This window comes from Kitasatospora sp. NPDC087315 (assembly GCF_044744345.1).
GTDB lineage: Bacteria > Actinomycetota > Actinomycetes > Streptomycetales > Streptomycetaceae > Kitasatospora.
On sequence record NZ_JBIUYD010000014.1, the window covers coordinates 43,001 to 58,956 of the forward strand.

Annotated in this window: 12 protein-coding genes and 1 tRNA gene; 1 reads left to right on the forward strand and 12 read right to left on the reverse strand. The window is 71.0% G+C overall.

The genetic code is table 11. The features are described from left to right. Window positions 1–121 precede the first annotated feature (121 nt). The 12 genes from ACIO5D_RS20975 to dnaA form a co-directional block, all read right to left on the reverse strand. Window positions 122–250, reverse strand: a complete 129-nt coding sequence (locus ACIO5D_RS20975; protein ID WP_014137031.1) for a DLW-39 family protein — start codon at window positions 248–250, stop codon at window positions 122–124. A 264-nt stretch (window positions 251–514) separates the two neighbouring features. Continuing rightward, window positions 515–829, reverse strand: coding sequence for a DUF6191 domain-containing protein (locus tag ACIO5D_RS20980; protein ID WP_363613069.1), 315 nt, complete (start codon window positions 827–829; stop codon window positions 515–517). Window positions 830–952: 123 nt separating this feature from the next. Next, window positions 953–1,026, reverse strand: a tRNA-Ile gene (locus tag ACIO5D_RS20985). Between the two features lie 16 nt (window positions 1,027–1,042). After that, window positions 1,043–2,449 carry a class I SAM-dependent methyltransferase gene (locus tag ACIO5D_RS20990; RefSeq protein WP_400796937.1) on the reverse strand — a complete coding sequence of 469 codons (1,407 nt, stop codon included), beginning with the start codon at window positions 2,447–2,449 and terminating at the stop codon, window positions 1,043–1,045. Between the two features lie 267 nt (window positions 2,450–2,716). Next, entirely contained in the window at window positions 2,717–3,184 is a 468-nt protein-coding gene (locus tag ACIO5D_RS20995) for a DUF3566 domain-containing protein (RefSeq protein WP_363613065.1), read from the reverse strand. 424 nt (window positions 3,185–3,608) lie between these two features. After that, the gene (gyrA, locus tag ACIO5D_RS21000; RefSeq protein WP_400654097.1) at window positions 3,609–6,233 is read right to left on the reverse strand and encodes a DNA gyrase subunit A; all 2,625 of its coding nucleotides are present in this window, start codon (window positions 6,231–6,233) and stop codon (window positions 3,609–3,611) included. Between the two features lie 56 nt (window positions 6,234–6,289). Next, window positions 6,290–8,314: a DNA topoisomerase (ATP-hydrolyzing) subunit B gene (gene gyrB / locus ACIO5D_RS21005; RefSeq protein WP_363613063.1), complete on the reverse strand. Its 2,025-nt coding sequence runs from the start codon at window positions 8,312–8,314 to the stop codon at window positions 6,290–6,292. A 257-nt stretch (window positions 8,315–8,571) separates the two neighbouring features. After that, entirely contained in the window at window positions 8,572–9,084 is a 513-nt protein-coding gene (locus ACIO5D_RS21010) for a DUF721 domain-containing protein (protein WP_400797093.1), read from the reverse strand. Window positions 9,085–9,208: 124 nt separating this feature from the next. Next, a complete protein-coding gene (gene recF, locus ACIO5D_RS21015) occupies window positions 9,209–10,342 on the reverse strand; it encodes a DNA replication/repair protein RecF (protein ID WP_400796940.1) in 1,134 nt (377 codons plus the stop codon). Window positions 10,343–10,384: 42 nt separating this feature from the next. Next, window positions 10,385–11,260, reverse strand: coding sequence for a phosphogluconate dehydrogenase (NAD(+)-dependent, decarboxylating) (gnd, locus tag ACIO5D_RS21020; RefSeq protein ID WP_363613059.1), 876 nt, complete (start codon window positions 11,258–11,260; stop codon window positions 10,385–10,387). A gap of 166 nt (window positions 11,261–11,426) precedes the next feature. Further along, complete coding sequence (gene dnaN, locus ACIO5D_RS21025; protein ID WP_400796943.1) at window positions 11,427–12,557, reverse strand: DNA polymerase III subunit beta; 1,131 nt, start codon at window positions 12,555–12,557, stop codon at window positions 11,427–11,429. Window positions 12,558–13,486: 929 nt separating this feature from the next. Beyond that, window positions 13,487–15,361, reverse strand: coding sequence for a chromosomal replication initiator protein DnaA (dnaA, locus tag ACIO5D_RS21030; protein ID WP_363613055.1), 1,875 nt, complete (start codon window positions 15,359–15,361; stop codon window positions 13,487–13,489). A 444-nt stretch (window positions 15,362–15,805) separates the two neighbouring features. On the opposite strand from dnaA, the gene rpmH reads away from it, so the two are divergent. Next, a complete protein-coding gene (gene rpmH, locus ACIO5D_RS21035; RefSeq protein WP_030392420.1) occupies window positions 15,806–15,943 on the forward strand; it encodes a 50S ribosomal protein L34 in 138 nt (45 codons plus the stop codon). Window positions 15,944–15,956: the final 13 nt, after the last annotated feature.

A 15,956-nucleotide genomic window follows, 5' to 3' on the forward strand; every position in this document is an offset into this window, starting at 1 on the left:
TCCCCCGCGGGGGGGGGTTGGGCGGTCGGGGGGCGGCCGCGGGCCACGCCGGGGCCCCCCCGACCCGGGAGGCGCCGCCCGGCGCCTCCGAAGATCGTCGATCGTCAGATCGTCCGGGGCCTCAGCGACCGGCCGGGACCGGGTCGGTGGCCTCGGTCCACAGGTCCTGCTCGGCGCGGTCCGCCTGGACCTGACGGTAGACAAAGAAGCCGCCGAGGGCGACCAGGGCGACCAGGAGAAGCTTCTTCACCGCGGGACCTCGTCCTTCTTGCGTTGCGGACTCAACAGCCGTGCTCCGGCCGGATTGGCCGGGCCGACGAGTCCATGAGTTGTTTCGAGTGCGAACGGGCTGTCGGGTGCCGGACTGCCCTTGCGGCCGATGATACACACCGGTGTCCCAATCGTGACCAGCCGCCGCTGCCTCCAACCAACCGGTCCGGCCGGAGGATTGACGCCACACCTTCTGCCCTGCGGCCGGCCCGCCCACGACACCCCGGGACCGCCGCCCGAACCGCTACCGGCGCGTCGTCGGCACCACCACCGCCGTACCGGCCGCCAGGTCCACCCTGGTCCTGGGCGGCGCCCCCTCGCCCTCCTCGTCGCGCAGCATCAGCGTGCTCCGCCGCTCGTCCAGTTCGTGCTGCTTTCCGGCCGCGAACTGCGCGTGCAGCTGCTCGAACCCCGTCGCCGAGACCTGCCCCTCCCGGCCCGTCCCCCGCCAGGGCACCCAGCGCGACTTCCGCGCCCGCAGCGCCAGCTGATCGAGAAAGGCCAGGGCCACCAGCGCACAGACCAGCCCCGGAATGCTCATCGCCCAGAACAGCGCCATACCGCCACCATCCCTCCACTCGCCCTACCCCCGACAACACCCGGGGACGGCGCGCAGTTCCGGCGGCGGCCAAGAAAACGTCGAAGGGCCCGGAGTGAGATCACTCCGGGCCCTTCGCGCCGGTGGGCCTAACAGGACTTGAACCTGTGGCCTCTTCCTTATCAGGGAAGCGCTCTAACCGTCTGAGCTATAGGCCCTTGCCGCACTGAAAGATTAGCGGACCGATGGCCGATCTCCCAAATCCGGGTCGGCGGGGGTCGCGGCGGCGGGTTCGGGACCGGTGGCGAAGGGCCGCAGGTGGGGGGTGTCGGCCGGGCGCAGCAGCCACTCCTCGCGGGTGGCGGGGAACCGGGCCTCGCCCTCGGGGCCGGTACGGACGGCGAGGATCTGGTTGACCCCGATGCGGTTCTGCTCGAAGGCCAGCGCGGACGCCGCCATGTACAGCCGCCAGACCCTGGCCCGGCCGCGACCGGCCAGACCGACCGCCTCCGTCCAGCGCGCCTCCAGGTTGGCCACCCACTCGCGCAGGGTCAGGCCGTAGTGCTCCCGCAGCGACTCGACGTCGCGGACCTCGAAACCGGCCTCCTCCAGCCGGGCCACCGTGCTGCCGACCGGGGAGAGCTCCCCGTCGGGGAAGACGTAGCGGTCGATGAACGGGCTGGTGCGGTGCGGCTCACCGGGGTGGTCGGGGCGGCGGGCGATCTGGTGGTTGAGCAGCCGGCCGCCGGGCACCAGCAGCCCGTGCAGGCCCTCGGCGTAGACGCGGTACTGCTCGGCGCCGACGTGCTCGGCCATGCCGACGCTGGAGATCGCGTCGAAGGGGCCGTCCTGGATCTCCCGGTAGTCCTGGAGGCGGACCTCGACCCGCCCGGAGAGACCGGCCTCCTCGATCCGCCGCCGGGCCAGCGCGACCTGCTCGGTCGAGATGGAGACGCCGACCGCGGTGACCCCGTAGTGCTCCGCCGCGTGCAGCAGCAGCGAGCCCCAGCCGCAGCCGACGTCCAGCAGCCGCATCCCGGGCCGCAGGCCGAGCTTGCGGCAGATCAGGTCGAGCTTGGCCTCCTGGGCCGCCTCCAGGCTCTTGGCGGCGGGCACCCAGTACGCGCAGGAGTACACCATCGACGGGCCCAGTACGAGGGCGTAGAAGTCGTTCCCGACGTCGTAGTGGTGGCTGATGGCCGCGCGGTCCCGGCTGCGGCTGTGCAGCCGCCCCTGGACGGCCCTGGCCTCCTCCGGCGGCGGGACGGGCCGCGGGCCCAGCGCACCGGCCCGCAGCAGGGCCGCGAGCACCCGGCGGCCCTTGGGGCCGAGCACATCGGCCGGGCCGAGCCGCAGCCGGCGGATCTCGGGCCGCTCGGCGAAGAGCGCCACGGCCGCCAGCACCTCGTAGAGGTCGGCGCCGGGGGCGAGCTCCAGGTCCCCCGAGACATAGGCGCGGGCCAGGCCCAGTTCGCCCGGCTGCCAGAGCAGGCGGCGCAGTGCCCGGCGGCCGCGCAGCACCACGGTGGGCGCCCCCGGTGGCCCGGCGACACTGCCGTCCCACGCCTGCACCCGCAGCGGCACCGGGATCCCCAGTAGCCCCTCCAGGGCCTCGACCAGTTGACTTGCGAGCTGAGCCATCGCGCGCCTCCGTCCAGCCGTACCTGCACAGCCGTACCAGCCCCGGCCAGTCGGACCGGGGGGCGGCCTGCGGCAGTCGGAGCCCGGAACGGGCGCACCCAGCTAATCCCACCGCGCCCGGCCCCAAATCGGGCGGCACGCCGCGGGAGTCGGCTGTCACCCGAATGCCAGCGGGCCCCGCAGGCTGCAACAGCCTGCGGGGCCCGCCCATTCCGTCCGCGGACGGAAATCTGACCCGGGATCAGAAACCGGCCGGTGTGGCCGGGATCAGTCCTCCTCGGCCAGGGTCAGCTCGATGCCGCCGGTGAAGCCGGCCGCCGCGTTGTAGATGAACGCGGAGAGCGTGGACAGCGCGGTCAGCAGCACCACGTCGACCACCGCGATCAGCGAGGTGAAGGTCATCACCTTGCCGAAGCCGACGTAGTCCATCAGGTTGAGGCCGCCGGTGGTGTCCGAGCCGGTGACGTCCTTCAGGGTCTTGGTCAGCGAGTCGAAGACGCCGAGCGAGTCCAGCGTCATCCACAGCACCGCGGCCGCGACGATGATGATGATCCCGACCGCCAGCGACAGCAGGAAACTGACCTTCATGACCGACCAGGGGTCGGCCTTGGTCACCCTCAGCCGGGCCTTGCGGGTCCGGCCCAGGCCCGCTCCGGCCGGGGCCGGTGCGCCGGCCGGCCGACGCGCGGCGGCCCCGCCGGGAACGGGCGTACCGCCGGGCGGGGTGTTGCCCACCCTGGTCCCCCGGGGCGGCGTCGGCTGCCCCTTGGCGTACGTGGTCGGCTGCGAAAACCCGCCCTGCCCCGGCGCACCCGAAGCCGGCGGTGTCGGCTGACCGCCGTAGGTCCCCCCGCCGCCCTGACCCGCCGCACCGACCGGTGGCATCAGCGAGGTGGACGCGGCCGGGTGCTCGGCCGGCGGCTGCGGCCCGCCGTACCCCCCGCCGCCCTGTGCTGCGCCCGGACGGCCGCCGGTGGCTCCTCCCGCAGCACCCGTGGCTCCACTCACCTGGTCCTCCCGCACTTCCCGCCAGGACGGCTGCGCCGGCCTGCTTCGTCACTCGTCACCCCAGCGCCCGGCGGGATTGCCCGGAACTGGTCGGCGGCCGGTACCGCCGCGCCCTGTACGGACGCGGCGGTACCGGCCGACGCGATCGGGATCAGGCCTGGGCGTCCTCGCCGCCCGGCGCCGTCTCCACACCCTCGATACCCTCGGCCGACCCGGTGGACTCGGCGGACTCGGTACCCGCCGCCTCGTCCTCCGTGCCCTCCTCGTCCTCGGCCTCCGCGTTGCGGGCCATGCCCACCACCGCGTCGCGCTTTCCGAGGTTGATCAGTTGGACGCCCATGGTGTCACGTCCGGTTTCACGAACCTCGGAAACCCTTGTACGAATCACCCCACCCGAGAGGGTGATCGCCATGATCTCGTCGGTGTCGTCCACCACCAGAGCGCCGACCAGCGAGCCCCGGCCCTCGACGATCTTCGCCGCCTTGGTGCCGTAGCCGCCGCGTCCCTGGACACGGTACTCGTCCACCCCGGTGCGCTTGGCGTAACCGCCGTCGGTGGCGGTGAAGACGTACGTCCCTGGACGCACCACGTTCATCGAGAGCAGTTCGTCGTCCTCGCGGAAGGACATGCCCTTGACGCCCGAGGTCGCGCGGCCGGTGGGCCGCAGCGCGTCGTCGGTGGCGGTGAACCGGATCGACTGGGCCTTCTTGGAGACCAGCAGCAGGTCGTCCTCGGCGGAGACCAGCTCGGCACCGATCAGCTCGTCGTCCCGGCCCTGGTCGTCCTGGCGCAGGTTGATCGCGATCAGGCCGCCGGAGCGCGGGGAGTCGTAGTCCTTCAGCTGGGACTTCTTCACCAGACCGGCCCGGGTCGCGAGGACCAGGTACGGCTTGTCCTCGTAGGTGCGCACCGCCATCACCTGGGTGATGTGCTCCTCCGGCTGGAAGGCCAGCAGGTTGGCCACGTGCTGGCCGCGGGCGTCGCGCCCGGCGTCCGGCAGCTCGTAGCCCTTGGCGCGGTAGACCCGGCCCTTGTTGGTGAAGAACAGGATCCAGTTGTGGGTCGTCGTCACGAAGAAGTGGTCGACGAGGTCGTCCTGCTTCAGCTGGGCGCCGCGCACGCCCTTGCCGCCGCGCTTCTGCGAGCGGTAGAGGTCGGAGCGGGTCCGCTTGACGTAGCCACCACGGGTGATGGTGACGACGATGTCCTCCTCGGCGATGAGGTCCTCGATGGAGAGGTCGCCGTCGGACGGGATCAGGGTGGAGCGCCGCTCGTCGCCGTACTTCTCGACGATCGCGGTGAGCTCCTCGGAGATGATCTCGCGCTGGCGGCCCGGCGAACGCAGGATCGCGTTGTACTCGTCGATCTTGCGCTGCAGCTCGTCGTGCTCGTCGGTGATCCGCTGGCGCTCCAGGGCAGCCAGGCGGCGCAGCTGCATCTCGAGGATCGCGTTGGCCTGGAGCTCGTCGATGGAGAGCAGGCCCATCAGGCCGGTGCGGGCGGCGTCGGCACTCTCCGAGGCCCGGATCAGCGCGATGACCTCGTCGATCACGTCCAGGGCGCGCAGCAGGGCGCGCAGGATGTGCGCCCGCTCCTCGGCCTTGCGCAGCCGGAAGGTGGTGCGCCGGACGATGACCTCGACCTGGTGGTTGACCCAGTGCCGGATGAAGGCGTCCAGCGAGAGCGTGCGCGGCACGCCGTCGACCAGGGCCAGCATGTTGGCGCCGAAGTTGGTCTGCAGGTCGGTGTGCTTGTAGAGGTTGTTCAGCACGACCTTGGCGACGGCGTCGCGCTTGAGCACGATCACCAGGCGCTGGCCGGTGCGCGAGGAGGACTCGTCGCGGACGTCGGCGATGCCGGCGACCTTGCCGTCCTTGACCAGGTCGGCGATCTTCAGCGCGAGGTTGTCCGGGTTGACCTGGTACGGCAGCTCGGTGATCACCAGGCACTGGCGGCCCTGGATCTCCTCGACCTCGACCACGGCGCGCATGGTGATCGAGCCGCGCCCGGTGCGGTACGCCTCCTCGATCCCGCGGCGGCCGACGATCAGGGCGCCGGTCGGGAAGTCCGGGCCCTTGATCCGCTCGATCAGGGCCTCCAGCAGCTCCTCGTTGGAGGCGTCCGGGTGCTCCAGCGCCCAGAGCGCGCCGGAGGCGACCTCGCGGAGGTTGTGCGGCGGGATGTTGGTGGCCATGCCGACCGCGATGCCGGTGGCACCGTTGATCAGCAGGTTGGGGATGCGCGCGGGCAGGACGGTGGGCTCCTGCGAGCGGCCGTCGTAGTTGGCGGCGAAGTCGACGGTCTCCTCGTCGATGTCCCGCATCATCTCCATGGCCAGCGGCATCATCTTGCACTCGGTGTAGCGCATGGCCGCGGCCGGGTCGTTGCCCGGGGAGCCGAAGTTGCCGTTGCCGTCGACCAGCGGCATCCGCAGCGACCACGGCTGGGCCAGCCGGACCACGGTGTCGTAGATCGAGGTGTCGCCGTGCGGGTGGTAGTTGCCCATGACGTCGCCGACGACGCGGGCGCACTTGTAGTAGCCCTTCTCGGGGCGGTACCCGCCGTCGTACATCGCGTAGAGCACGCGCCGGTGCACCGGCTTGAGGCCGTCGCGGACCTCGGGGAGCGCCCGGCTGACGATCACGCTCATCGCGTAGTCGAGGTAGGAGCGCTGCATCTCGGTCTCGAGCTCGATCGGCTCGACCCGGGACACGAAGGTGTCGGTGGCGGTGCTGGCGTCCGGCTGCTCGCCGTCGGGACGGTTGTCGTCGACCACTGGTGGTCAGTTTCCTTTCACGCGTGACTGGACTGTGCTGGCGGGGAGGGCCCCGGTCACACGTCCAGGAAGCGGACGTCCTTGGCGTTGCGCTGGATGAAGGAGCGGCGGGCCTCGACGTCCTCGCCCATCAGGACCGAGAACAGGTCGTCGGCACGGGCCGCGTCCTCCAGGGTGACCTGCATGAGCAGCCGGTGGGCCTGGTCCATGGTGGTGACCCGGAGCTCCTCGGCGTTCATCTCGCCGAGACCCTTGAAGCGCTGGATCGCGTCGTCCTTCGGCAGCCGTCGGCCGGCCGCGACGCCGGCCGCGATGGTGGCGTCCCGCTCGCGGTCGGAGTAGACGTAGTCGAAGTCGTCCTTGCCCCACTTGATCTTGTACAGCGGCGGCATCGCCAGGTACACGTACCCGGACTCGACCAGCGGCCGCATGAAGCGGAACAGCAGGGTCAGCAGCAGGGTGCGGATGTGCTGTCCGTCGACGTCGGCGTCCGCCATCAGGACGATCTTGTGATAGCGGAGCTTGGACTCGTCGTAGTCCTCCTGGATGCCGCAGCCGAAGGCCGAGATCAGCGCCTGGACCTCGGTGTTCTGCAGCACCTTGTCGATCCGGGCCTTCTCGACGTTCAGGATCTTGCCGCGGATCGGGAGGATGGCCTGGATCCGCGGGTCGCGGCCCTGCTTGGCCGAGCCGCCGGCGGAGTCACCCTCGACGATGAAGATCTCGCATTCGGCCGGGTCCTTGGACTGGCAGTCGCTGAGCTTGCCCGGCAGCGAGGCGCTCTCCAGCAGGCCCTTGCGGCGGGTCAGGTCACGGGCCTTGCGAGCGGCGACGCGCGCGGTGGCGGCCTGGATGGACTTGCGGATGATGTCCGCGGCCTCGTTGGGGTTGCGGTCCAGCCAGTCGTTCAGCTGCTCGTGGACCACCCGCTGGACGAAGGTCTTCGCCTCGGTGTTGCCGAGCTTGTCCTTGGTCTGGCCCTCGAACTGCGGCTCGCCGAGCTTGACCGAGATGATCGCGGTCAGACCCTCGCGGATGTCCTCGCCGGAGAGGTTGTCGTCCTTCTCGCGGAGCAGCTTCTTGTCCCGCGCGTAGCGGTTGACCAGGCCGGTCAGCGCGGCGCGGAAGCCCTCCTCGTGGGTACCGCCGCCGTGCGTGTGGATGGTGTTGGCGAAGCTGTAGACCCCCTCGGTGTAGGAGGAGTTCCACTGCATCGCGATCTCCACCGAGATCGCCTTGTCCTTGTCCTCCGCCTCGAAGTCGATCACCGAGGGGTGGATGACCTCGCCCTTGCGGGAGTTGAGGTGGGCGACGAAGTCGGCGATGCCGCCGTCGTACTTGTACGTGACGGAGAGCGGCCTGCCCTCCTCGTCCGCGTGCTCGGGGCGCTCGTCGATCAGCGAGATGGACAGGCCCTTGTTGAGGAAGGCCATCTCCTGGAAGCGCCGGGAGAGCGTCTCGAAGGAGTAGACGGTGGTCTCGAAGATGTCCCCGTCGGCCCAGAACGTGACCGTGGTGCCGGTCCGGTCGGTCGGCTCGCCCTTGACCAGCGGACCGGTCGGGGCACCCATCTTGTAGTCCTGGGTCCAGATGCTGCCGTCCTTGTGGATCTCCACGGAGAGCCTGGTGGACAGCGCGTTCACCACGGAGACGCCGACACCGTGCAGACCGCCGGAGACGGCGTAGCCGCCGCCGCCGAACTTGCCGCCGGCGTGCAGGACGGTGAGCACGACCTCGACGGCCGGCTTGTCCTGACCTGGGACGATGTCCACCGGGATGCCGCGGCCGTTGTCGACCACCCGGACCGCGCCGTCGGCGAGGAGCGTGACGTCGATGGTGTCGGCGTACCCGGCCATCGCCTCGTCGACGGAGTTGTCCACGACCTCCTGCACCAGGTGGTGCAGCCCGCGCTCACCGGTCGAACCGATGTACATGCCGGGGCGCTTGCGGACGGCGTCGAGGCCTTCCAGCACCTGGATGTTGCTACCGGTGTAGGTGCTCTCGGTCGCCTGGTCGGTCTGGTCTGGGGTCTGGCTGGGGTTGCCGGAATCGGCCACGAAGCGCCCTCTCTGGCACAGCACGGGCCGCATCCCCACCCCGTGTGGGCGGGCGTGCGACCACGGCGTTTCGACTCGGTTGCCACTAGCAACAGTGTTTGGCCTTCAGTCTACCGGTACGACTGACATAGATGGGCGTTTGGCAGCCTCTGAGGGCAGATACGCCGCCCTGAATCCCCTCTGCACGTGTCCCGATACTCGCCCCGGGGGCCCAGACCGCCTGGAAGGGCCGTCAGGGGTTCCGGAGGATCCCGGTCCGCTCGCGACCCGGCCGGCCGGACTCAGCCCCAGGTGTCGCCCGGCCCCTTGCTCCCCGGCGCGCGCAGCCGTCCGTAACCGCGTACCGGGGCGACGGGGCCCAGCACCTTGATCACCTTGACCGTGCCATGGCCCAGCTCGTGGTTCAGGCGGGCCACCAACTGCCTGGCCAGCCAGCGCAGTTGAGTTGCCCATGCGGTGGAGTCGCACTGCACGGTGAGCACCGCTGCCGCGTCGTCGTAGGAGGTGGGCTCACAGTGCGCCGCGATGTCCGGGCCGACGATCTGGCTCCACCGGCCCATCACCCCGCCGACCGCCGCCGAGGACTCCCAGCCGCGCTCGGTCAGCAGCCGGTTCAGCGCGGCGCCCAGCGGCACCGGGTCGCGGCCGTCCGAGCGCGCTCCGCTGCGCAGCCCGTGCCGCTTCGCCTCGCGCTTCTCCCGGACCTGCTCGCCGCGCTCGCGGGCCTGCGCCCGGGCCGCCCGCAGCGCCGAGCGGGCCAGGTCGGCACCGGTCAGCCGGGCGCCGGCCGGCACCGGGCCGGAGGGCTTCGGGAAGTGCTCCGCCGGCTCGCTCACGGCGATCTCCTTTCCCCAGCCTGTGGACAACCGTCGCGGTCGCGCGCCGGTGAGCCGTCCAGCGTACGGGAGCGGCCGGACCTCAGGCGTCGACCCGGCGCACCGCGCCGTCCGCCACCGTGTAACGGGCCCCGGCCAGCGCCTTCGGCACGTCCTCGGCGACGGCCGCGGTGACCAGCACCTGCTCGCCGCCGGCGACCAGCTCGGCCAGCCGGTCCCGGCGGGAGGCGTCCAGCTCGGCGAAGACGTCGTCCAGGATCAGCACCGGCTCCCCGCCGTCGGCGCGCAGCAGCTCGTACGAGGCCAGCCGCAACGCCAGCGCGAACGACCAGGACTCGCCGTGGCTCGCGTAGCCCTTGGCCGGCAGCGGGCCGAGCTTGAGCACCAGTTCGTCGCGGTGCGGCCCGACCAGCGTCAGCCCGCGCTCGACCTCCTGCTTACGGGCGGCCTGGAGGGCCCGCAGCAGCTGTTCCTCGGCCTGCTCCCGGCTGCCCGGCAGCTCGCCCTCGAAGGAGCTCCGGTACTCCAGCCCGATCTCGCCGCCGGCCGGCGCGAGCTGCCCGTACGCGGCCGCCACCAGCGGCTGCAGGGCAGCCACCAGCTGGATCCGGAAGGCGGTCAACTCCGCTCCGGCGCGCGCCAGATGGCCGTCCCAGACCTCCAGGGTGGAGAGGTCGGCACCCTTGCCGCCACCGGCCCGGCGGGCCATCGCGGCGGTCTTCAGCAGGGCGTTGCGCTGCTTGAGCACCCGCTCGTAGTCCTGCCGGACCCCGGCCAGCCGGGGGGCCCGGGCGGTCAGCAGCTCGTCCAGGAAGCGCCGGCGCTCGCCCGGGTCCCCCTTGACCAGGCTGAGGTCCTCGGGGGCGAACAGCACGGTGCGCAGCAGGCCCAGCACGTCGCGCGGGCGGACGTTGTCGGAGCGGTTGATCCGGGCCCGGTTGGCCTTGCCGGGGGTGATCTCCAGCTCGACCAGGGTGCTGCGGGCGCCGGCCAGCACCGAGGCGCGGATCACCGCCCGGTCCGCGCCGAGCCGGATCAACGGGGCGTCGGTGGCCACCCGGTGGCTGCCCAGGGTGGCGATGTAGCCGATCGCCTCCACCAGATTGGTCTTGCCCTGGCCGTTGGGGCCGACGAAGGCCGTCACGCCCGGGTCGAGGGGTACCTCGGCCCGGGCGTAGGAACGGAAGTCGGCGAGCGACAGATGCGCGACGTGCATGGCTGTGGACTGCGCTCGCCTTCTGTGGAAAAACCGGTGGGACTACTTGGACTCGACCGCGTGGCCGCCGAACTGGTTGCGCAGCGCGGCGATCATCTTCATCTGCGGCGAGTCGTCCTGGCGGGAGGCGAACCGGGCGAACAGCGAGGCGGTGATCGCCGGCAGCGGCACGGCGTGGTCGATCGCGGCCTCGACGGTCCAGCGGCCCTCGCCGGAGTCGGCGGCCCAGCCCTTGAGCTTGGCCAGGTGCTCGTCGTCGTCCAGGGCGCGGACGGCCAGGTCGAGCAGCCAGGAGCGGATCACGGTGCCCTCCTGCCAGCTGCGGAAGACCTCGCGCACGTCGGTCACCTCGGGGGCGGCCTCCAGCAGCTCCCAGCCCTCGGCGAAGGCCTGCATCATCGCGTACTCGATGCCGTTGTGGACCATCTTCGCGAAGTGGCCGGCACCGACCGCGCCCGCGTGGACGGAGCCGAAGTCGCCCTCGGGCTTGAGCGCGTCGAAGACCGGCTGGACCTTGGCGACGTGCTCGGCGTCGCCGCCGTACATCAGCGCGTAGCCGTTCTCCAGGCCCCAGACGCCGCCGGAGACGCCGCAGTCCACGAAGCCGATGCCCTTGGCGGCCAGCGCCTCGGCGTGCTTGATGTCGTCGGTCCAGCGGGAGTTGCCGCCGTCGACCACCACGTCGCCGGGGGAGAGCAGCTCGGCGAGCTCGTCGACGGTCGCCTGGGTGGCGGCCCCGGCCGGGACCATGACCCAGACCACACGCGGGCCCTGAAGCTTGGTGACGAGCTCCTGGAGGCTCTCGACGTCGGAGATGTCCGGGTTGCGGTCGTAGCCGATGACGGTGTGGCCGGCGCGGCGGATCCGCTCGCGCATGTTGCCGCCCATCTTGCCGAGACCGATGAGGCCGAGCTCCATGACCAAGTCCTTACCTGTGGTGACGTGCCTGCCGGCGGCGCCCTTGCCGCGCTGTCCTGAGCCTACGCGCTGAAGCGACAGGGCCTCCCCGCGGTCGGGCCGACCGGGGGAGGCCTTCCACAGGCTGTACACAGCCTGTGGGTAACGCGTGCGGCGCCGGCGGGGATCAGCCGGAGAGGCGGACCGGCATGATCAGGTACTGGTACGCCTCGTCCGCCTCGGCGCCCACCGAGGCCTTGCCGCTGAGCAGGGCCGGCTTGGTCGGCGTGGTGAAGCTCAGCTGGGCGTAGGCGGAGTCGATGGCCTTGAGGCCCTCCTCCAGGTAGCCCGGGTTGAAGGCGATCGAGATGGAGTCGCCCTCCAGGGAGGCGTCGATCCGCTCGGTGGCCTGGGCGTCGTCGCCCGAACCGGCCTCCAGGGTGAGGACGCCCTCCTCGAAGTTCAGCCGGACCGGGGTGTTGCGCTCCGCGACCAGCGAGACGCGCTTGAGCGCCTCCAGGAAGGGCTGGGTCTGGATCGCCGCGATGGCGTTGAACTCGGTCGGGAAGAGGCTGCGGAACTTCGGGAACTCGCCCTCCAGCAGCCGGGTGGTGGTCCGGCGGCCCGCGCCCTCGAAGCCGACCAGGCCCTCGCCCGCGCCGCCCGAGGAGAGCGCGATCGAGACGTTGTCGCCGCTGCCCAGCGACTTGGCGATGTCCTGCAGGGTCTTGGCGGGCACCAGGGCGACCGCGGAGATGTCCGGCTGCTCGGGCTTCCAGAGCAGCTCGCGGACGGCGAAGCGGTAGCGGTCGGTGGCGGCCAGGGTGATCCGGTCGCCCTCGATCTCGACCCGCACACCGGTGAGCACCGGCAGGGTGTCGTCACGGCCGGCGGCCACCGCGGCCTGGCTGACCGCGGAGGCGAAGACGTCTCCGGAGACGGTGCCGGTCGCGGTCGGCATCTGGGGCAGGGCCGGGTACTCGTCCACCGGGAGGGTGGGGAGGGTGAACCGCGAGCTGCCGCAGACCACGCTGACCCGCTGGCCGTCGGTGGAGATCTCCACAGGCCTGTTGGGAAGGTTGCGCGAGATGTCGTTGAGCAGCCGGCCGGAGACCAGGACGGTGCCGGCCTCCTCGATGTCGGCCTCCAGCTCGACCCGGGCCGAGACCTCGTAGTCGAAGCCGGACAGCGCCAGGCTGCCCTCCTGCGCCGTCAGCAGCAGGCCGGCCAGCACCGGCACCGGCGGCCGTGCCGGGAGGCTGCGGGCAGCCCAGGCCACCGCCTCCGCGAGGACGTCACGCTCCACCCGGAACTTCACCGGTAACCGCCTCCTGGATCGAGCGCTCCCGCTCGCAAGTCTGGTTCGTCTGGTCTTGATCGTCGGTTCGGCTGGCCGCCGAGCTCTGCCGCTCCGCTTCCAGTCGCCGAGGACAGTCTGACGTACTCCACCGACAGACGGGGCAGACGGGCGGAAGCAACCCGAACAGATGTCGGGGATCCGTTGTCCACAGATTTTGGCCCCACCCGCTTTTGAACGAGTCGATGGGTCTATAGGTGTAGCAGTAGTAGTAGGGCCTGTGGAAACCGTGGATAACCCCGTTCGCGCAGGTCAGGCCGGGTTTTTTGTCCACAGGATGTGTGGACGGCGGCTGTGGACGAACACGGCCCGCTGTGGACGGCGGAGCGTTACCCACAGGGCACGCTGGGTATCCACAGGTTATCCCCAGTGCTGTCCCCAGATCCGGCCCCGGTTATCCACGGGCGCCGGTCAACATTTCGTGACGCCTTTCACACCAGGGCATGAACGTGGGTACACGCTTGTCGAACTGTGGACGCGCCTGTGGACAACCTGGGGATAACCCCGCCCTCCCTGGGGACAACCGGTGGATAACCCGGACGGCCCACTGACGGGCCGCCAACTGTCCACACCCTGTGGATAACGGTTGTGCACAAGTCCACAGGCACCTGACCTGCGCGGAAGAGCGTAGCGGCGCTCAGCCTGTGGAGGAATTCTGGATAACTTCCGGTTCCCCGCCCTGTGGACGGCGGGGAACCGGTCCAGCCTGTGGATTTCGGCCCTGCGCGCCGGGGCGGTTCGAATCCCCGGTCAGATGTTCGGCGCGGCCTGCGGGCTGGCGGAGCGTCCGTCGCAGGCATCCCTGCCCAGCCGGACGGCGGTACACACCTGTGGATACGCGAAAAGGGCGTCAGGACCGCTCCTGACGCCCTCCAACGGCCGTGGACGGCCTAGCTCTTGATGCGGTTGGTCAGTTCGGTGACCTGGTTGTAGATCGAGCGACGCTCGGCCATCAGCGAGCGGATCTTGCGGTCCGCGTGCATCACCGTGGTGTGGTCGCGTCCGCCGAACTGGGCGCCGATCTTCGGCAGTGAGAGGTCGGTCAGCTCCCGGCAGAGGTACATGGCGATCTGACGAGCCGTCACCAGCACCCGGCTGCGCGAGGATCCGCAGAGGTCGTCCACGCCCAGCCCGAAGTAGGCCGCGGTCTGCTGCATGATGACCTGCGCGGTGATCTCCGGTCCGGCATCCTCGTCCCCGCCCGGAATCAGGTCCTTGAGGACGATGCCGGCCAACTCCAGGTCCACCGGCGCCCGGTTGAGGTTGGCGAAGGCGGTGACCCGGATCAGGGCGCCCTCCAACTCCCGGATGTTGCGGGTGATTCGGGACGCGATGAACTCCAACACATCCGCCGGGGCGTTCAGTTGCTCCTGGATCGCCTTCTTGCGCAGGATCGCGATCCGGGTCTCCAGCTCCGGCGGGGTGACGTCGGTGATCAGCCCCCACTCGAAGCGGTTGCGCAACCGGTCCTCCAGCGTGATCAGTTGCTTGGGCGGCCGGTCCGAGGAGAGGACGATCTGCTTGTTCGCGTTGTGCAGGGTGTTGAAAGTGTGGAAGAACTCCTCCTGCGTGGACTCCTTGCTCGCCAGGAACTGCACGTCGTCCACGAGCAGGATGTCCATGTCCCGGTAGCGCTTGCGGAACGCGTCCGCCTTGCCGTCGCGGATCGAGTTGATGAACTCGTTGGTGAACTCCTCCGAGGACACGTAGCGCACCCGGGTGCCCGGGAAGAGGCTGCGCGAGTAGTGCCCGATGGCGTGCAGCAGGTGGGTCTTGCCCAGCCCGGACTCGCCGTAGATGAAGAGCGGGTTGTACGCCTTGGCCGGGGCCTCGGCGACCGCCACCGCCGCCGCGTGCGCGAAGCGGTTGCTCGCGCCGATGACGAAGGTGTCGAAGAGGTACTTGGGGTTCAGCCGGGCGGCCGGCTCGTCCTTGCGGGAGCCGCCGGCCGGGGGAGCGCCGGGCGGGGCCGGTACACCGGGGACGGCCTGGCGGTCGGTGGCGCGCTCGGCGCCGGACTTCTCCGCGGGGCGGCCGGGGGCCGGGCGCGGGGCGGGGGAGCGGCGGCCGGCCCCGGCCCGCGGCTGCTCGCCCGGCCCGGGGCCGTACGCGCCGCCGAAGAGGTCGCCCTGGGTGGTCGCCGGCGGCCCGGGCAGCGGGCGGTTCTCGCGCGGCGCCGGGCGGTCGGGCTCGGCCGGCTCGCGGTAGCCGGGCGCGGACTCGGGGTAGCCGGGGCCCTGCTCGCCGTAGCCGGAGTGGCCGGGGTGACCGGGGTGGTTCTCCCAGGACGGGGCGCTCTCGCCGCCGCCCGGCCAGCCCGGTGCTCCGCCCGGGCCACCGTAGGGCGCGGGGCGCTGCTCGTAGCCGCCGTAGCGGCCGCGCTCGTAGTCCTGCTCGTAGGGGCGCTCGTACGACGGCTCCCCGTACTCGCCGGCGTCCTCGCCGCCCGGGCCCGGGTACGGCTCGGCCGGTGCGGCGGGCATCGGGGTGGTGGGCACGGCGTTGGCGTCGACCATCACGGCGATCCGCACCGGCCGGTTCAGCTCGCGGCTGAGGGCCTCGGTCAGCTGCGGCAGCAGCCGGCCCTCCAGCACCTGCTTGGCCCGCTCGTTGGGGGTCGCCAGCAGGGCGGTGTCGTGCATCATCCACATCGGCTGGGTGCGCTGCACCCACTGCTTGTCCATCTCCCCGACATCCGGGTCGTTGACCAGCCGCTCGACGACTCTCGCCCAGACCGGGACGAGGTCGCTGTTGACATCAGCCACTGGTGCACGCTTTCTCGGTTCCCCGCGGCTCCAGCAGGGGGTGGTGGATCAAGAGACTGTGGATCGATGGGTCGGTTGTGAAGAACAAACCAGACAAGTCCTGCAACGGTAGTCAGCGAACAGGGCCGGATCAAGTCGTTGTCCACAGGCTGTGGGCAACGGCGGAGGCGTGAGGTCCCCGGCGGGGGCGGACGCGAACGGCCGGTTTGACCCTCGCGCCCCGTCCCGCGTACCGTAACCAGGTCGAGTTGTCGATGGCCGCTGCCGCATGTCCGCGGGTCCGCCCGCTCCATAAGGCGCGCAGCACGGGCGCCGTGGATTGCCTCAGACCCCAGCCGAACTGGGGCGATGGGCCGGATTTCCGTATCAGGGGAGATCACGCGGACGCACGGTGACGGCCAAGCGACCCCCCGTCATCCTACGATTCACCTCAGGAGCCCCCGAGTGAGCAAGCGCACCTTCCAGCCGAACAACCGTCGTCGCGCGAAGACCCACGGCTTCCGGCTGCGGATGCGTACCCGCGCCGGCCGCGCCATCCTGGCCGCCCGCCGTGGCAAGGGCCGCACCAGCCTGTCCGCCTGATCCGCGCCAGAGT